We start from the raw sequence: 17024 nt of genomic DNA on the forward strand, positions 1-17024 counted from the left end.
AAAGGGGAGAGTACGATGGGAAAACCAACAGGGTTTATGGAAATCAAACGTGAAAAAGGGAAGGAACGTGACCCGTTAAAACGTTTAGGTGATTGGAAAGAGTATGCTGCTCCTTTATCTGATGAAGCGCTAAGCCGTCAAGGAGCACGATGTATGGATTGTGGCACACCTTTTTGCCACATGGGAATGGATATTAATGCTTTTACTTCCGGATGTCCAATCTATAACTTAATTCCAGAGTGGAATGATTTAGTTTATAAAGGACGCTGGAAAGAAGCTTTAGAGCGTTTAATGAAAACGAACAACTTCCCGGAGTTTACAGGACGCGTTTGTCCTGCTCCGTGTGAAGGTTCCTGTACGCTTGCTATTTCAGATCCAGCGGTTTCGATCAAGAATATTGAACGCGCTATTATTGATAAAGGCTTTGAGAATGGGTGGATTACTCCGCGTATTCCGGAGAAAAGAACAGGCAAAAAAATTGCTGTTATTGGCTCTGGACCAGCAGGCTTAGCGAGCGCAGATCAGCTGAACCAAGCGGGTCATTCAGTAACGGTATATGAAAGAGCAGATCGTGCCGGCGGTTTATTAACATATGGAATCCCAAATATGAAGCTAGATAAAGAAGTAGTGGAAAGACGTGTTCGTTTATTGACGCAAGAAGGTATTGATTTTGTAACGAATACGGAAGTTGGAAAAGACATTACTGCTGAAGAGTTAAAAGAACAATATGATGCTGTGATTTTGTGTACAGGAGCTCAGAAGCAAAGAGATCTAGTATTAGAAGGTCGTGAAGCAAAAGGAGTTCACTTTGCAATGGACTACTTAACAACTTCAACAAAAAGCCTTTTAGACTCTAACTTCAAAGATGGTCAATTTATTGATGCAGAAGGAAAAGACGTTATTGTTATTGGAGGCGGAGACACGGGAGCTGACTGTGTGGCTACTGCTCTTCGTCAAAAATGCCGCAGCGTTGTTCAGTTTGGTAAACATCCTCAGCTTCCTGCTGAGCGTACGGCAGATAATATGTGGCCTGAATATCCACATGTATTTAATCTTGAATATGCTTATGAAGAAGCACAGGCGAAATTTGGGGACGATCCACGTGAATATTCAATTCAAACGAAAAAAATCGTGGCAGATGAGCAAGGCAATCTAAAGGAACTTCATACGGTTCAAATGGAAAAAGTAAAAGGTGAAAATGGACAGTACATCTTTACCGAAATTCCAGGAACAGAAAAAGTATGGCCAGCTCAGCTTGTCTTTATTGCGATTGGGTTTGAAGGTCCAGAGCACCCGGTTCTATCAGCGTTTGGTGTTGAAACGAAAAATCGTCGCGTAGATGCAGCGTATGGAAATTACAAAACAAATGTTGAAGGTGTTTTTGCTGCTGGTGACGCTCGTCGTGGGCAAAGTTTAATCGTATGGGCTATTCATGAAGGTCGTGAAGTAGCTAAACAAGTTGATAGCCATCTAATGGGAGCAACTGTATTACCATAACAAAAAACCGTCACAATTGTGGCGGTTTTTTGTTTATCTAGGATTTGGCACTTCATTTCCTCTTCGTAAATTTTCAAATGAAACGGTTAAAATCGTGTTGGTGATTCGAATTTGTGAAGCGGGGGAAACGCTGTATAAGTTAAAAAGTTCAAATATCCAGGGGTCACGTTTTTTCAGCTGTCGCGCCGCTTTTTCGACACGTTCGTTAATAGATCCGCTGTAATTGCTATAGTTATCATCAACAAATCTTACAATGGAACGAAATAAGTATTCTGTTAGTTTGCTATCCATCCCGCCTCGTTGAGCATCTCTGTAGATGGACTGATACTGTCGTTTTAAAATTTTCATCACTCTGTCTACATCGCGTGTAGATCTAACTTCCTCTTCTTCATGCAGGATATAAGAAAATAAGTCTTCGTTGTATCTATAAGGTTCTAAATAATTTTCATTCGTAGTAGGAACCACTGGATGGTAATAGCGCGGCATATAGGGGTAAACCCATTGACTGTACATGAAACATTCACACCTTCCTCGTTCATTTCCCATTAGTTTATGCACGAGCGTGCTAGCTGCTGCATGTTTGTTTTAAATAAAATTTAGGAGTTTGATAATAGGACCACCCTCTAAATTCTTGATAAGTCGATATAAAATAAATGTAAATCGGTGTATTTAGCAAGTCGGGATAATGTTGAAAAAACGCTTGGTCTCCGTAAAACATTGCTTCTAAAGCAAGGGGGAGTTCCCGGCGGAAAATCTGATAACGAAGCTGCGCTTGTTCCCGGCTGAATTCACCTCCGCTAACAAAAACTTCGCCTTGAATAACTGCTTGTCGGTCTGTTACATGAAGAGCAGCTAGTACTTCATCACGCATATTTTTATCTATCGCCTTCTTGTTGTATGAGCATCCGATGCTTAAAAAAAGCTGACCGGTTGTATCGGAATGAGTAAGGGTATATTTTCGTCCGGAAACCGGATAGGAGGAAGTAGCAGGTGGAATAAGGGTCGTAGAAAGTTTTGAAGAATTAAACGAACTCATAGTCATTGACACTCCTTTTTTTGAATAAATTTCAATATTATACGGTGCTATGGGCTCAGTTGTGATAAATGTCTATTTTGTTTCTGTAAGAAAGGCGTTTTGATGTACTTTTTAAAAGGTTGATGGTAATATTTAACTAAAATGATGCGTGTACAGTCCCCACAGATTATCTTCAAAAGCAAATGTGAATGGAGGTTATCACTTGAATATCATAACGTTTGACGGTAAGTATGGAAACTGGTTAACGACTAAAAATCCTCTTCAATTTCAAGCAGCCACTGCTTATGGAAACATCGGGCTAGCTCCTATCTATTGGGGAACAAAAGAAGAAAAAAATGGATGGTATTACATGTATCAGCCTGAAGAAATAACGGGCGTTCAAGTAGAAGGTGAAGCTGACGGTGGTAAATTTCTCATTCGAATTCCTGATGATTGGAATGGAAAGTTAGTTATGTCAGGAGTCCCAGCTACCCGAGATGAGAAATCAACGGATTTACTATTCAGCGACTATGTGTTGGCAAAAGGATTTGCGTTTGCTGCTTCTGATAAAGGAACTCAGGGAGAAGAAGTAAGAGATGATCCATTTGCTAAAGCAAAGAATGCGTTAGTCAAAGAAGAAGACTCCATTAAAAAATGGCATATTCAATATCGCGAAGTGACAAAAATCGCGCAGAAATTTTTATTTGAAAATTATCGTCATAAACTTCAGAAAGAAGTGACAGAATATTTTGATATAAAAACATATGCGTTGGGTATTTCTAATGGTGGTTACGTTGTTCGCTACGCTTTAGAAAACGACGGGAAACATGGAGAGCCGCAGCTTTTTAATGGAGGCGTTGAATGGGAAGGGGTTATGTGGCGAGCTGATCACGATAATTTAATTACTTCCCTAACACCTGTTGTAAATCATGCCCAAGAAGCACTGTATACAGTAGGTGAATCGCAAAAAGAAGCTTTGCATCGGTTGTATCAAGCAGGATTGCCAAAAGGATCTGAGTTTCTATGGCCATATCATGACCAGTATTATTGGTTTTTAACGCTTAATATATATAGAGATGAGTTTGACAGTCAGGCACCTGGAAGCATTCCGTGGCAAAAATACTTGACGCTTTTTGAAAACGGAGTGAGAGATCGCTCGTTAGACTCTATTTTTGAAAAGTATGATTATCGAGAAAGACCGCAAGATGTAAAGCAACGCGTCCGTGAAATTGAAAATACAGGTGATATTTCCGTTCCATTGATAAGCATTACAGGGTCGCTAGATGCTCTTATTTTTCCAGATATTCATGCCTATCCTTATGAACAACTAGTAAAAGATTCTGGTAAACAGCACCTTCATCGTCACTATGTAATTGAAAATGGAAACCACATTGATAGCTTAGTGTGGAATCATCAAATTGATCCAGATCGAAAGCTTCAGCCTCTTCTGCCTTATGTGTATCAAGGATTTGAACTACTATGTGATTGGGTGGAGAATTTTGAAGAACCTCCGAAAAATAAGAAAATAAGTGTGCCTCTCAAGGAAATGCATGTAAAGGATCTAAAAACAGAGGAAGACGTACTGCCGTTGACTACAAAGAAAAGCGTATCAACAGAAAAATAAATCGTCGAAAACCGTGCCGAAGGTGCGGTTTTTAATTTGGAAAAGCAACGTTTGAATAAAAACAGCTTTGGTGAATGCAAAATATTATAGTGCGATAAGAATGGAATATACGTTATTTGTTATTTATTTTCATCTATTTAAAATAAAAATAATAAAAACATTGAACAAAACCGAACTTTTGTGTTAGATTAATAACTATAATTCGTACATTTATTAAATGGCTACAGTTGAAAGGAGCAAAAAACATCATGACAGCGAAAGTAATTAAAGGAAAAGAAGTAGCGCAAGAACTGCGCGCCGCATTAAAAGAAGAGGTAGCTCAATTAAAAACAAAAGGTATCGTTCCTGGTTTAACCGTGATTTTAGTAGGAGAAAACCCTGCTTCCCAATCATATGTAAAAGCAAAAGCAAAGGCTTGTGAAGAAATCGGTGTTGCATCTGAAATTATCAAACGTGACGTAACGATTACTGAAGAAGAGCTTTTAAACGAAATCCATCACTTGAATGGAAATCCATCTGTTCATGGTATTCTTATTCAACTTCCATTACCAAAACATATTGATGAAAAAGCAGTATTAAATGCCGTATCTCCTAAAAAAGATGTAGATGGCTTCCACCCAGTAAGCGTAGGGAATATGGTCATTGGCGATGAGTGCTATTTACCATGTACACCACACGGTATCGTTGAGTTAATTAAACGTTCAGGTGAAGAAATTTCAGGTAAACATGCGGTAGTAATTGGACGAAGCAATATTGTTGGTAAACCAGTATCCATGCTGTTACTTCAAGAAAGTGCAACGGTAACAATTGCTCACTCTCGCACAAAAGATTTATCTGCTTTAACAAAACAAGCTGATATTCTTGTGTCAGCTGTAGGACAACCTAGACTTATCAAAGCAGATGATATTAAGCCGGGTGCCATTGTAATTGATGTAGGTAACACAATGGAAAATGGTAAACTCGTTGGTGATGTTGATTACGAAGCGGCTTTAGAAGTTGCAGGTTATATCACACCAGTACCAGGCGGCGTTGGTCCGATGACCATCACGATGCTATTAAAAAATACGGTAGACGCTGCTAAAACAATTAACAACGTAAAATAATAGAAAGTTAAAAATCCCGTGCGTATATGCACGGGATTTTTTTGCTTCAGTAATGGAATGAAAGCTAAAAGAATAGAATGTAACAATCTGTATAGAAAGAGGAGGAAGCGATGGTTACGTTACCTGCAACGGTATATTCTCAACTAATGGTGAAGAAAAAGTTAAACGTTTACTATCCAGCTGTTCATTTGACTAATCAAGCTGTTCAGCACAGCATTAACAGTAAAATCTTGCAGCGTACGAATGAATTAATTCGTCAGCAGGGATATGGAGAAAATCCGGATACAGAAGAAACGGGTTATTATGAGTTGAAAACAAACGAGCGAAATGTGCTCAGCTTAATGCTTGTCAATTTTGCTTATTCCGGGGGAGCGCACGGATTGACCGTGGTAGTTCCGTTAACATTTAACGTGCTGAATGGAAAAACGTATCAACTAAAAGATTTATTTAAAAAAGACAGTAATTACGTGAGTGTTCTTTCTAAAATAGTAGGAGAGCAAATAAAAGAGCGCGATATTATGGTTCTTGGAGAATATAAAGGAATTAAACCAGATCAAGATTTTTATATCGCGGATAAATCACTTGTGCTATTTTATCAGCTGTATGACCTGGCTCCTTACGCATATGGAATTCCTTACTTTCCAATTTCTATCTATGCTATTCAAGATATTATTGCAGATGAAAGTCCACTTGGACAAATGTTTGGATAAAGTTATAAAAAGTTGCGGTGCGGCCGTACGTATCTTTTTAATTCGGCCGCTAACTGCTGACGAAGCGAACGAACGCTAATCGCTTCAGCAATATCTTTTGCCACGGGAAATACACCGATTTTAGTGATATGAACACGAAGATACCCCTCATACAAGCATCCTCGCTCCGCATGCTTGATTTTGGTGCGTACAACAGCTTCTATTTTATCGTTTTCATTTTGCAAAGGGTAAGAATCTGTAATATGAAAACGAAAAGAATATTCCTCCATCACCATCATCCTTTTTTCTATGATATGTACTAGCATACTATACAAATAGTGAATCAGAAAAAATAAATGTGTCAAAAGAACAAAGCGCAAAGCAATCAAGGAAGCAGTTTCTTGCATGTAATGATCATTATTTGTGAACGATAACAGAAAAAGACAAAAAGCTGGAGTTGTGATGATAAAAATAGCATTCAAAGGATTACTTATTATTTTATCTTTATATATTCTGTATGTGGTTATAACGGCGGTGGTTCTCTTTTATGTACCTTTAAAAACAGGTGAGGAAACGACCTCAATTAAACCGGCTAGCTTTTTTGGTCACAGTGAGTCTACGGATCGAGTGAGACTTCTTGAAGATGGTTATGAGGCAGGAAGAGTTCGTATTCAAATGATTCAAGAAGCTGAGAAATCGATTGATATTGCTTATTACTCAATAGGAAAAGGAGAGTCAACTGATTTAATTATGGCCGCTCTTTTTAAAGCAGCTGATCGAGGCGTCCATACTCGGGTTCTTTTGGATGGGATAGCTAACGGCTTACGGGGAAACCGAAGGGGCGTGCTCTATGCATTAGCTTCACATCCTAATATTGAAGTGAAGTATTACGAACCATTTCAATTGTTTAAACCTTGGGCGTGGCAAAATCGTATGCATGACAAAATAATGGTTGTAGACGGACAGCTAGGCATAATAGGAGGACGGAATATAGGGGACAAATATTTGGCTAAAAAGCCTCCTCCAGACTTCGTCTATGATCGTGATGTCTTTATTACAAACAGCAAACATAAACAAGATAGCGTCATCACTCAAATGCAAAATTATATAAATGAATTATGGGCTCATCCTTACACTAAAAAAGCTTTTCATCATCTCACACAGTACCAGGTCGATCAGGGAAAGAGAATGGAAGCTTTGCTGCTGCAGCAATATGATAAAGCTAAGCAAGTAGGAGAAACGTTTGCGACGCCTAAGATTAATTGGAATGATTCCACCGTTCCTACAAAGCGTGTTTCTTTTATTCATAATCCAATTGAACGCTTTAATAAAAGACCTTTTATGTGGAAAACGTTTATTAACCTGGCAGAAGCAGCTAACGGCTCTGTTCTTATTCAAAGTCCTTATGTGGTGCCCACCAATGCGATGAGAAAGTATACAGCCATGAAAAAGAAGCCAGACGTTCAATGGACGCTACTCACAAATTCAGTTACATCTACGCCCAATGTGTTGGCTTTTTCCGGGTATATCAGTATGCGTGATATGATTGTGAAGACAGGTGTAAAGCTTTACGAATACCAAGGACCTTATTCCATCCATGCCAAATCTGTGATTTATGATCAAAGACTCAGCGCCGTAGGCTCTTTCAATTTAGATTCCCGTTCTACGTTTTTGAATAACGAATCAATGGTCATTATCGATAGTCAAGAATTTGCAAAAGAGCTGACAAAGGCGATGGAAAACAAAATGGATAAAAGTATTCTTATTGCCAATCACAAGCGATGGATTAAATCTCCTGAGATTCAAAAGAAAGAAGAACCTGTTATAAAGCGAACCTTCCTATACACACTTGCAAAAGTAACGAGGTTTTTTAAGGAATTTATTTAAACGAGTGACGATATAATAAAAAAACAGCCAATGAATATTCATTCATTGGCTGTTTTTTTATTATATCCTAAGAAGAAAGAAGTTTTGGTTCAGGAGGCGATGTTAAAAGCATACATTAAAGCGAATCTTTAAAGTGAAAGGAGCGATTTCATGTCTTATGAAGAAGATGAACGCAACTATGAAACGCCGTCGATGGTGACACACGTCGATCCTTATGTATATGCTACACTGCAGTCTGTTCAAGGGAAGGATGTCGTGATTGAGACGGTAAGAGGAAGTGTAAGAGGCAGAGTGAAAGATGTGAAAATTGATCATGTTGTGATTGCAGCTAAAGGCTCTACCTTTTTTGTTCGAATTCAGCAAATTGTGTGGATTATGCCCGAATAGGTAATGAACAGTAGAGTTATCTCTGCTGTTTTTTTATGTGGAAAACATACTTAATTCTTATAGAGAGAATGAAACAACCTTTTGGACACATACAAGTAAATAGACGGATTTACGTTTTAATTTTATTTACATGTATCGAAATAAGTCAGTATCTAATTATACTAGGTTGGGGGAATGTGCTGTGTTCAAACGAATAGATAAGTTACTCATCGATTTACCTGAATCCAAAAACCCAGATCCAAATGCGGCTGCTGCCGTTCAAGAATTGTTGGGCGGCAAGTTTGGAGAAATGTCAACGCTGAATAATTACATGTATCAATCATTCAATTTTCGCTCCAAGAAAAAGCTAAGACCGTTTTATGATTTAGTAGCAAGTATTACTGCAGAAGAATTTGGACATGTGGAACTTGTGTCCAATACAATCAATCTTATGCTGCAAGGAACAACATTTCCAGGGGACCCAAACATTGCACCACTACAAAATGCGAAGAACCTTCGAAATACTTCTCATTTTATTGAAACCGCTCAAACAGCGTACCCTTTTGATTCGATGGGAAGACCATGGACAGGGAGTAACGTGTTTAACAGCGGAAATTTAATCTTAGATTTACTTCATAATTTCTTTTTAGAATGCGGAGCACGTACACATAAAATGCGTGTATACGAAATGACGGATAATCCCGTAGCTCGTGAAATGATTGGGTATTTATTAGTACGAGGCGGAGTCCATGTTATTGCCTACGCAAAAGCACTCGAAATAGCAACGGGCGTGGAGATGACAAAGCTTATTCCAATTCCTAATTTGAGCAACAAGGCATTTGATACAGCAAGGAAATTTGAAGATCAAGGAGTTCATCGTCGACTTTATACGTTCAGCGACGGCGATTACAAAAAAATAGCTCAAATATGGAAAGGTACGCATCCCGAAGATGGCAGTTTATTAGAAGTCATCGAAGGAACCCCTAACGGAAGCAGCATTCCTGATTTAGATGACATACCAGAAGAGTTTGCTCCTGGCATCGGTCCGGATGAATTTGCAGAAATTGCCCGTCGTTTGCAGCAGTCTGCAGGAATTTCAGACTATAAAAAATAAATTCAGCGAAAAATTTTCCACTATTCTCTTTTACTTATTGGAGACAACAGGTAGTATAAACTTAATAAATAAAAAAGGAGGAAGGTACGTGGAAACCCCCGTTTTGGTGAAACCAGATGCAGCTTATCGAAATGCTTATATGAGTTTTTATAATGAATGGAAAGAAAGCGGAGAAAAAATGATTCCGTGGGTAATTGCTAAAGACCCTACTCACTTTGAAGGAATGATTCAAGAGTTAATAAATGCCGAAAAAGGGATCGGATTAAAAAAAGGATATGTATCGGATTCTACCTATTGGCTAATGTATAAAGAAAGAGTGATAGGCGTAGTTAATATCCGTCATGAACTAAGTGAATTGCTCCGAAACAGCGGGGGGCATATAGGTTATGGTATTCGGCCAAGCGAAAGAAAAAAAGGGTATGCAAAGCTTCTATTAAAGTTATCTCTTCAAGAGATCAGAAAGCTAGGAGTTCAACGGGCATTAGTAGTGTGCGATGATTGGAACACCGCTTCTCGTCAAACTATTTTGGCAAACGGTGGTATACAAGACGAGGATTATATAGAAGAAAACGGAGCTGTTGTTCAGCGCTTTTGGATTCATACGGATAAAATAGTATAAAAAAGAGGTGAATTTTTAAATTCACCTCTTTTATGCTTAGTCATATTGTTTTAAAGCTAATTTCAGTCGCATATAGGTATACATAGCGTATGCCTGTCTTCCTTTTAAACTGTACGGATTTGCTTTGGAGCAAAGACAGTTAAGAAATTGCTCATCACATGAGCGGCATGAACCGTAATCTTCATAGCATAAATCATGGTATTTACAGCAGCAGTCTACATCATTTACTGGGCATCCTGGACCACTGCATCCTGGGCCGCACCATTTATAGCCTGGGAAAAGGCAGGGCGTGGCTTTCCTTTTGTTCGGAACAGACATAATCATACATCCTTTTCAATAGTCTCTTTACAGTAAATGCAATAAGAAAAAAAAGGACAGAGACAAACACCTTGCAGCAGCGGCCTAATTTTCCTGAATTTCTATTTAATCGATAAATGCGTCATTCATTCGCATTAATAGTTTGCCAAACAGCTCCTTTTCTTCACTTGACCATTTTTTTAACATACTATGATAGCGTTCAAGACGCATTTGCTTATCAGTTTGCAGCATTTGTTTCCCGCGTGTTGTGATGTTAAATAGGCTGACTCGTCCATCTGAAGGATCAGAGGAGCGAGAAATAAGCTTTTTATTTTCTAGAGCAGCTGCTTGTCTAGAAAGAGTTGAAATGTCTAGTTTAAACGCTTCTGCCAGTTCTTTTACACGAGCTGGTCCAAATTCATCTAATTGTCGCAATAATAAATAAGCTGATCTTTCTAGGTTTCCTATTTTATTTTCAGAATTATCAAGATAGACCGCTCGTCTAATAAAGGTAGTAAGTTCATATTCAATCAATTCAATTGAATTCTTTTCTTGCATCATAATCGCCCCTTACAAAATCATTCATTGACAAAGAAATATATACTTGTATAATACAAATGTATATATAGTTGTATAGTACAAGTAAAAGTAGGTAAAGTAAAGGTGTTTATATAGTTAAATGTTAGACAACATGACAAAATAAAGAGAGGAGGGCAGCTGTTCTTTATTTATAGGACAGTGACCTATAATGAAAGTGATACGAATCATTTTACAAATTGCGATTCTTTATGCTTTTTCTATGATTGGAGAAGCTGTTCACCATATGCTTCATCTACCTATTCCAGGCAGTATTATAGGCTTAATTTTAATGCTCATTTGCTTAACGTGCAAAGTTGTTCCCATCAAAATAATTGAAGACGGAGCAAGTTTCTTGTTATCTTTTTTACCGCTATTATTCATACCAGCTATGGCAGGTGTGATGAATTATCCTTCGCTTCTTTCAAGCAGCGGAGCGGTTCTATTTTTAATTATTGTGCTTAGTACGATTGTTACGATGGCCGCCGCAGGGACTGCCAGCCAACTTTTGGAAAAGAAAGCAAACAAACGAAAGGAGAAACAACAGTGCAAGAATTCTTTATCGCGGTCTTTATAATCGTAGCTACAGTTGCTTTGTATCTAGTCATGGCAAAAGTATACGTGCGGTTCTCCTATCCGATTCTTATTCCTGTTTTAACTACAACCATATTCGTTATTCTTCTTTTGCTTGCTTTTCATGTTTCCTATGATGAGTATATGATTGGAGGCAAATGGATTAATTCACTTCTAGGACCAGCGGTTGTTGCATTAGCGTATCCACTCTATAAACAGCGTGAGATGCTGGTGAAATACAGCGTTCCTATTATTGGAGGGGTATTTGTAGGGTTATTCGCAGGCATGATCAGCGGACTTGTGTTTGCTGAAGTATTTGGCATTGATCGAAGCCTGATTTTATCCATTATTCCTAAATCTATTACTACCCCGGTAGCGATTCAAATTGCCACAGGACTAGGGGGCGTTCCATCGATGACCGTGGTATTTGTTATGATTGCAGGCTTTTCAGGGGTAATCCTTGGACCTTTACTTTTAAAGTGGATTCGCATCAAAAGTTCTTTAGGAAAAGGCATTGCACTAGGCAGTGCTTCTCATGCCCTAGGAACTTCTAAAGCATTTGAATACGGTGAACTAACAGTATCGATGAGTTCAGTATCGATGACGTTAAGCGCTGTATTAGGATCGGTTTTTGGACCGATTGTCGTCTGGCTATTCCAAGTGTAAGGTGAGACAAAAGAAAGTCAATATAAAAAACGAGGCTGAGACAAAAGTATGTTAGTTAAAGTTGAACGCGAACTATCTATTGAAAGGTGATGGATAGTTCGTGTTTTTTTATGATCATCGTAAACGTAGATTTAATGTATGTACTGACTTCTAACTGTTGATTTCGTTATGTCCCCATCTCGCTTTTTATATAAAAGCATAAATTTTTTCCGAAGCAAATTTTAAGTTGTGCGGCTCTTACTCTGATACTATAATAAAAAGAAAGAAAATTCATAAAATAACCGCTTTTTTGTTATTTTTAGGAAGGCTAGTCAATTGTCGGGTGGGTAAGTAGGCTTAGTCAAAGTTATATACGCAGTAAAAATAGCAGAAAAGAGGAGCTGAACGTATTTTATGAAAGAGGAGCTCGTGTATATAGGAAAAAAGATTCTTGAACATAAATATAGCTTGTCAGAAAAATTAGCCGAACGTTTAGATGCTACACATACGCTAAGTCTAGAGGAATTGAAAGAAAAGAAAATTCTGAAGTGGCGAGTGTTAATTATGGAATACTTTGGAAGATCTCTATTTGAAGAACAAGAGACTTTACTTAAACTTGTTAAAGAATGGGCACTAGAAACGGGAAAATATGCAGTGGAAAAAAATATTCCTTTAGAAAAAGCACTAGGTATCCTTCCAATCTATCGCAGCGTTATTTGGGATGTATTTACAAGAGAACTAGAGGAGCACCAGTTTGCTGCAATTACCATGCTGCATGTCAGTGAACGAATTGATCCACTTTTAGATACGGTAACATGTGTTTTTGGTCAAATTTATGACGAGCATAATCGATATATGATGAATTTAGCTTATACGTCACTAGAAGAACTTTCAGTTCCGCTCGTACCCGTTACAAAAGGGATTGCTATTATGCCCATTATTGGAGAAATTGATACCCACCGCTCGCAGGTTATTATGGAAACCTGCTTAAAAAAAGGGACAAGCCTTCAATTATCTTATCTTATTTTGGATATTTCAGGTGTCGTGATTATTGATACAATGGTAGCAGACAATCTTTTTAAAATTCATCGATCTCTTAAATTGGTGGGAGTGGAAGCTATTATAACGGGGATACGACCTGAAATTGCCCAAACGGTAGTGAAACTAGGAATTGATTTTAATCAAATTAAAACAGAAGCAAATTTAGAAGCGGCGCTCTTAAAAATTGGGTTTATACGCCCTGAAGAACATAGCCGCGCGCATGTGTCATCACGGCGCATAAAATGACTGGCCATAAATGTGGATTTCAGCAGATAGAAAGTAAGCGCATAGTAAAAAAGCGGATGTTAATTAACATCCGCTTTTTTGCTTAATAAATGCCATATGCCATGGCAGCACAAAAGCATAAACGAGGAAGTATACCACGATTGAATAGATAAAAAACCAGCCGTTTAAATGCATATAGCCACTTTTAATCATTCCGTATTCTATGAGTAGTGAACCAGCGCAAAAGAGAAGGGCTAAAACCCATTTATTTTTAGCTGTTAAGTAAGTCAAAAATAAAATGGAAAGGGAAGGTGGAATAAACGTATAGCTTACAATATCTCCAAGTCCTGTAACTTTTGGATCTCCCAAATCAATTACGTTAAAAACACGCGTAATGATAACATCACAAAGCCATCCGACAAATCCAACTGCGCTAAACGTGATATAAAAATCTCGCCAAGTTAGCTGTCGTTTAAATAAAACAAAGGCAAGAATAAATAAACATAAACTAACGGTAATCGGAAACCACAAACCATGTGCAGATAAGTCTAAATGCTGAATTGCTTGCTCCAACATTGTTCACCTCAAAAGGAAGAGTTAGTGTTGAAGTTAGCCTATGTTATGGAAAGTATTTTATACATTTTCTACGCGTTGCGCGTATATTCTTCTCGCAAGATTGAATATAACTTTAAGTCTTGGTGAGCTCCCTTAATAAACATGGCTTTTCGAATCGTTCCTTCATAAGACATACCGATTTTTTTCATCACTTTCTCAGATGCGGCATTCTCAACAAAGCACCTCGCCTGAATGCGGACCAAATCCATTTCTTCAAATCCAAACGCAATTACTTTTTCAGCTGCTTCCGTAACGAATCCCTTATTCCAATATGCTTCAGAAATCGCATAGCCAATTTCCGCGATGCGATGAGTAGGGTTCCAAGTGACAAAGTCAATGGTGCCAATACATTTTTTCAAGGCTTTGATTTCCATAGCCCAAGGAGAAATAGATTGGTTGCTGTACTGCTTTAAAACAAAGGAAACAAACTCTTTTGTATCTTGAAGCTTTCGGTGCTTTTCCCAATTTACATATCTGCTTACCTTTTCATTTGAGGCATATTCAAACATGTCACGCACATCTTTTTTGGTAACTTTCCGCAAGCGGAGTCTTTCTGTTTCTAGTGTGGGTAAATTTCCGTATATATCTTTTACTTGAATCATAAAGTTGTCTCCTTTCTCGGCAAGAAGTGGATGAAGTGTTGATAAGAATGTTTCATAGAAGCTGCAGCATCCAAGAAGAATGCTTTTCATTTCATGTACTTGATTCTTTAATTGTAAAATATTTCATTGCTGAGCGTAAGAGGTCAAATAGCTTTTTAAAAAATAAAAACATTATTTTTACTGTTCATAATCAGTTCACATAAGCTTGTTAGACTAAAGCCAGAAATTACGAAGGAGTGAAATGAAACACATGAACAGTGAAGTGAAAGAAGAACGGACTTCAAACAAAAAAAGAATAGACTTATTTTTAGTTCCAATTGTTTTAATTGCAGCGTTTTTGAACTTATTTAAAATTTGGACAGATGAATACGCCAACGCTTATTACACGGCAGCTGTCAAAAGTATGCTTCAAAGTTTTCATAATTTCTTTTACGCATCTTTTGATCCAGGAGGCTATGTAACGATTGATAAGCCGCCGGTTGTGTTTTGGATTCAGACAATTAGCGCCAAAATATTTGGATTTCACGGGTGGAGCGTGATTTTACCGCAAGCCTTAGCGGGCATCGGTTCAGTTCTTTTACTATACGTACTCGTAAAACGTACGTTTGGGGTATGGGCTGGGAGGTTTGCTGCTCTTGCCATGGCTCTGACGCCAATTGTGCCGGCGGTAAGCCGAACAAATAATATTGATAGTATGCTTGTGTTTACATTATTAGTAGCAACGTGGATGTTGTTTCGTGCTGTGCGTACGGCTAAATTTGGCTGGGTGTTAGCGGCTTTTGCGATGATCGGTGTTGCCTTTAACATGAAAATGCTTCAAGCATACATGGTTTTACCAGCATTCTATGTTTTCTATGTAGTGGCGACCAAAATTACGTGGAAAAAGAAAATTGCTTTTTTAACAACAGCAACTGCACTGATGCTTGCTGTTTCTGTCTCATGGGCAGTTGTAGTAGATTCAACTTCTGCTGATAAGCGGCCTTATATGGGAAGCAGTCAAACAAATTCAGTTCTAGAGCTTGCTTTTGGATATAACGGTATCAATCGTTTAACTGGAAATACAAGCGTGACGGGAAGCAGTCATAAACAGCCTGCTCAAGCTCAGCAGCAAACAGCAAGCAGTGAAACAAAACAAACTAGTAATTCAAATGCTGAATCTTCACAAAGCTCAAATCAAAGCAAGAGCAGCTCTTCTAAAAAGATGCAGGCTCCAGGTGGAGGAAATCAAAACGGAATGTTCAACACAGGGAACCCTGGTCCATTCCGACTGTTCCAAAAAGGATTATCAGATCAAATCAGCTGGTTATTGCCATTTGTAATCTTCTCAATCGTAGGTCTATTTGCAGGAGTGAAATTTAAAGGACCTTACACAACAAAACAAAAAGAAAGTTTATTTTGGTTAGCGTGGCTGCTGCCAGTAGCTGTTTTCTTTAGTATCGCAGGATTTTTTCATCAGTATTATTTAATTATGCTGGCACCTCCAATCGCAGCATTTGCAGGAGCGGGAGCAGTAGCTTTATGGAGTATGTACAAACAGCGTAATGGTTGGAAATCATGGCTGTTGCCGGGAGGTATTTTAACAACAGCAGCGCTTCAAGTATATATTATGTCTCCTTATGTCAGCTCAATCGGCGTAGCGCCAATTGCAGGTGTAGGGGCACTGGGCGTCATTTTAGCTCTTGTTTTAGCTGTTCGTAAAGAGCGTAAAAATTCTGTAACGAATTATTTAGGAGTAGCAGCAATGGTTGTCTTGCTTGCAATGCCGGCGTACTGGGCGATGACACCAATTATTTATGGTGGAAATAGCATGCTTCCAGCAGCAGGTCCTGATTCTTCAAGCGGTATGGGAGGACCTCCAAGCACAGCAACGAATAGCAAACAGTCTGGCTTTAACGGCATGCAGCCTCCAGGAAGCTCTAGCAGCAATTCATCTTCAAACAATCAAATGCAGCCGCCAACCGGTTCATCGAACGGCGGTCAAATGCAAATGCCGGGCGGTTCGTCCAATAATGGTCAAATGCAGCCTCCAAATGGTTCGTCAAGTAGCGGTCAAATGCCAGGAGGCTCGTCCAATAATAATGGTCAAATGCAAATGCCAAGTAGCTCTTCAAGCAAGTTATCATCTTCAAAACGAAAAAGTGGAGGGATGAACGCAGAAGTGAACAAAAAGTTACTAAACTATTTAACAAAAAATAATACAGGCGAAAAATATTTATTTGCCACAACGGATTCAACTTCAGCTGCGCCTTACATTATCAAAACGGGCAAGCCAGTCATGGCAATGGGAGGATTTAGCGGTTCAGACCCAATTTTAACGGTGAGTAAATTAAAAGCCATGATTAAAAAAGGTGAAGTGAAATATTTCTACTTGTCTGGAATGGGCAAGGGAGGTCAATCTGACGTTATCACGTGGATTAAAGAAAATAGTAAGGAGATTCCTTCTTCCAAATGGCAGTCTACTTCATCAAGTGCTCAGCAAGGGCCATCTGGAAACGGAACATTATACGAAATAACGCTTAAATAAGGAGGGCATGAA

Annotated in this window: 19 protein-coding genes; 12 read left to right on the plus strand and 7 right to left on the minus strand. The window is 38.5% G+C overall.

Features of this window, described 5'->3' with window-relative positions; genetic code table 11:
* The first annotated feature begins 15 nt into the window (after positions 1–15).
* Positions 16–1497 carry a glutamate synthase small subunit gene (gltD, locus tag U9R83_RS10265; protein ID WP_013082931.1) on the plus strand — a complete coding sequence of 494 codons (1482 nt, stop codon included), beginning with the start codon at positions 16–18 and terminating at the stop codon, positions 1495–1497.
* Between the two features lie 33 nt (positions 1498–1530).
* On the opposite strand, the gene U9R83_RS10270 is transcribed toward gltD, so the two are convergent.
* Positions 1531–2010, minus strand: coding sequence for a hypothetical protein (locus U9R83_RS10270; protein ID WP_014460357.1), 480 nt, complete (start codon positions 2008–2010; stop codon positions 1531–1533).
* A gap of 52 nt (positions 2011–2062) precedes the next feature.
* A complete protein-coding gene (locus U9R83_RS10275) occupies positions 2063–2533 on the minus strand; it encodes a staygreen family protein (protein ID WP_042992149.1) in 471 nt (156 codons plus the stop codon).
* Between the two features lie 202 nt (positions 2534–2735).
* Here U9R83_RS10275 and U9R83_RS10280 point away from each other — a divergent pair, with 202 nt between their 5' ends.
* The 3 genes from U9R83_RS10280 to U9R83_RS10290 all read left to right on the plus strand — a co-directional run bounded on the left by U9R83_RS10280 (position 2736) and on the right by U9R83_RS10290 (position 5949).
* Positions 2736–4136 (plus strand): tannase/feruloyl esterase family alpha/beta hydrolase, encoded by a 1401-nt coding sequence (locus U9R83_RS10280; RefSeq protein WP_014460355.1) that lies wholly within the window; start codon positions 2736–2738, stop codon positions 4134–4136.
* 248 nt (positions 4137–4384) lie between these two features.
* Complete coding sequence (folD, locus tag U9R83_RS10285) at positions 4385–5239, plus strand: bifunctional methylenetetrahydrofolate dehydrogenase/methenyltetrahydrofolate cyclohydrolase FolD (RefSeq protein ID WP_028408722.1); 855 nt, start codon at positions 4385–4387, stop codon at positions 5237–5239.
* Between the two features lie 110 nt (positions 5240–5349).
* On the plus strand, positions 5350–5949 hold the full coding sequence (locus U9R83_RS10290) for a DUF3298 and DUF4163 domain-containing protein (protein ID WP_014460352.1): 600 nt from the start codon (positions 5350–5352) through the stop codon (positions 5947–5949).
* Positions 5950–5951: 2 nt separating this feature from the next.
* Here U9R83_RS10290 and U9R83_RS10295 read toward each other — a convergent pair whose 3' ends face one another.
* Positions 5952–6218, minus strand: coding sequence for a hypothetical protein (locus U9R83_RS10295; protein WP_014460351.1), 267 nt, complete (start codon positions 6216–6218; stop codon positions 5952–5954).
* Positions 6219–6390: 172 nt separating this feature from the next.
* Between U9R83_RS10295 and U9R83_RS10300 the strand changes: the two genes are divergently transcribed.
* The 4 genes from U9R83_RS10300 to U9R83_RS10315 all read left to right on the plus strand — a co-directional run bounded on the left by U9R83_RS10300 (position 6391) and on the right by U9R83_RS10315 (position 9914).
* Positions 6391–7815, plus strand: coding sequence for a phospholipase D-like domain-containing protein (locus U9R83_RS10300; RefSeq protein WP_014460350.1), 1425 nt, complete (start codon positions 6391–6393; stop codon positions 7813–7815).
* Positions 7816–7965: 150 nt separating this feature from the next.
* Positions 7966–8202: a YuzF family protein gene (locus U9R83_RS10305; protein WP_047751084.1), complete on the plus strand. Its 237-nt coding sequence runs from the start codon at positions 7966–7968 to the stop codon at positions 8200–8202.
* 181 nt (positions 8203–8383) lie between these two features.
* Positions 8384–9295 (plus strand): manganese catalase family protein, encoded by a 912-nt coding sequence (locus tag U9R83_RS10310; protein ID WP_014460348.1) that lies wholly within the window; start codon positions 8384–8386, stop codon positions 9293–9295.
* 139 nt (positions 9296–9434) lie between these two features.
* The gene (locus U9R83_RS10315; protein ID WP_014460347.1) at positions 9435–9914 is read left to right on the plus strand and encodes a GNAT family N-acetyltransferase; all 480 of its coding nucleotides are present in this window, start codon (positions 9435–9437) and stop codon (positions 9912–9914) included.
* A 36-nt stretch (positions 9915–9950) separates the two neighbouring features.
* On the opposite strand, the gene U9R83_RS10320 is transcribed toward U9R83_RS10315, so the two are convergent.
* The gene (locus U9R83_RS10320) at positions 9951–10238 is read right to left on the minus strand and encodes a phospholipase (protein WP_306430524.1); all 288 of its coding nucleotides are present in this window, start codon (positions 10236–10238) and stop codon (positions 9951–9953) included.
* Positions 10239–10337: 99 nt separating this feature from the next.
* The gene (locus U9R83_RS10325) at positions 10338–10769 is read right to left on the minus strand and encodes a MarR family winged helix-turn-helix transcriptional regulator (RefSeq protein WP_182420741.1); all 432 of its coding nucleotides are present in this window, start codon (positions 10767–10769) and stop codon (positions 10338–10340) included.
* Between the two features lie 190 nt (positions 10770–10959).
* On the opposite strand from U9R83_RS10325, the gene U9R83_RS10330 reads away from it, so the two are divergent.
* From U9R83_RS10330 to U9R83_RS10340, 3 genes are all read left to right on the plus strand, one after another.
* Positions 10960–11364, plus strand: coding sequence for a CidA/LrgA family holin-like protein (locus U9R83_RS10330; protein WP_033578834.1), 405 nt, complete (start codon positions 10960–10962; stop codon positions 11362–11364).
* Between the two features lie 29 nt (positions 11365–11393).
* On the plus strand, positions 11394–12026 hold the full coding sequence (locus tag U9R83_RS10335) for an LrgB family protein (protein WP_260506628.1): 633 nt from the start codon (positions 11394–11396) through the stop codon (positions 12024–12026).
* Positions 12027–12419: 393 nt separating this feature from the next.
* Positions 12420–13292, plus strand: a complete 873-nt coding sequence (locus U9R83_RS10340; protein ID WP_116738313.1) for an STAS domain-containing protein — start codon at positions 12420–12422, stop codon at positions 13290–13292.
* A gap of 63 nt (positions 13293–13355) precedes the next feature.
* Here the strand turns inward: U9R83_RS10340 and U9R83_RS10345 are convergent, their stop codons facing one another.
* Both U9R83_RS10345 and U9R83_RS10350 read right to left on the minus strand, forming a co-directional pair.
* Complete coding sequence (locus tag U9R83_RS10345) at positions 13356–13847, minus strand: hypothetical protein (RefSeq protein ID WP_208732384.1); 492 nt, start codon at positions 13845–13847, stop codon at positions 13356–13358.
* Positions 13848–13915: 68 nt separating this feature from the next.
* Entirely contained in the window at positions 13916–14488 is a 573-nt protein-coding gene (locus tag U9R83_RS10350; protein ID WP_014460341.1) for a GNAT family N-acetyltransferase, read from the minus strand.
* 241 nt (positions 14489–14729) lie between these two features.
* On the opposite strand from U9R83_RS10350, the gene U9R83_RS10355 reads away from it, so the two are divergent.
* Positions 14730–17012, plus strand: coding sequence for an ArnT family glycosyltransferase (locus U9R83_RS10355; protein ID WP_014460339.1), 2283 nt, complete (start codon positions 14730–14732; stop codon positions 17010–17012).
* Positions 17013–17024 lie beyond the last annotated feature (12 nt).

This window comes from Priestia sp. LL-8 (assembly GCF_036227845.1).
In the GTDB taxonomy this organism is placed as follows: domain Bacteria; phylum Bacillota; class Bacilli; order Bacillales; family Bacillaceae_H; genus Priestia; species Priestia zanthoxyli.

Coding starts and splice junctions, on each gene's coding strand:
- U9R83_RS10330 (WP_033578834.1), top strand. CDS start 10,960: ATGAAAGTGATACGAATCATTTTACAAATTGCGATTCTTTATGCTTTT.
- U9R83_RS10355 (WP_014460339.1), top strand. CDS start 14,730: ATGAAACACATGAACAGTGAAGTGAAAGAAGAACGGACTTCAAACAAA.
- U9R83_RS10290 (WP_014460352.1), top strand. CDS start 5,350: ATGGTTACGTTACCTGCAACGGTATATTCTCAACTAATGGTGAAGAAA.
- folD (WP_028408722.1), top strand. CDS start 4,385: ATGACAGCGAAAGTAATTAAAGGAAAAGAAGTAGCGCAAGAACTGCGC.
- gltD (WP_013082931.1), top strand. CDS start 16: ATGGGAAAACCAACAGGGTTTATGGAAATCAAACGTGAAAAAGGGAAG.
- U9R83_RS10300 (WP_014460350.1), top strand. CDS start 6,391: ATGATAAAAATAGCATTCAAAGGATTACTTATTATTTTATCTTTATAT.
- U9R83_RS10350 (WP_014460341.1), bottom strand. CDS start 14,488: ATGATTCAAGTAAAAGATATATACGGAAATTTACCCACACTAGAAACA.
- U9R83_RS10295 (WP_014460351.1), bottom strand. CDS start 6,218: ATGGAGGAATATTCTTTTCGTTTTCATATTACAGATTCTTACCCTTTG.
- U9R83_RS10325 (WP_182420741.1), bottom strand. CDS start 10,769: ATGCAAGAAAAGAATTCAATTGAATTGATTGAATATGAACTTACTACC.
- U9R83_RS10275 (WP_042992149.1), bottom strand. CDS start 2,533: ATGAGTTCGTTTAATTCTTCAAAACTTTCTACGACCCTTATTCCACCT.
- U9R83_RS10305 (WP_047751084.1), top strand. CDS start 7,966: ATGTCTTATGAAGAAGATGAACGCAACTATGAAACGCCGTCGATGGTG.
- U9R83_RS10345 (WP_208732384.1), bottom strand. CDS start 13,847: ATGTTGGAGCAAGCAATTCAGCATTTAGACTTATCTGCACATGGTTTG.
- U9R83_RS10335 (WP_260506628.1), top strand. CDS start 11,394: ATGGCAAAAGTATACGTGCGGTTCTCCTATCCGATTCTTATTCCTGTT.
- U9R83_RS10270 (WP_014460357.1), bottom strand. CDS start 2,010: ATGTACAGTCAATGGGTTTACCCCTATATGCCGCGCTATTACCATCCA.
- U9R83_RS10320 (WP_306430524.1), bottom strand. CDS start 10,238: ATGATTATGTCTGTTCCGAACAAAAGGAAAGCCACGCCCTGCCTTTTC.
- U9R83_RS10340 (WP_116738313.1), top strand. CDS start 12,420: ATGAAAGAGGAGCTCGTGTATATAGGAAAAAAGATTCTTGAACATAAA.
- U9R83_RS10315 (WP_014460347.1), top strand. CDS start 9,435: ATGAGTTTTTATAATGAATGGAAAGAAAGCGGAGAAAAAATGATTCCG.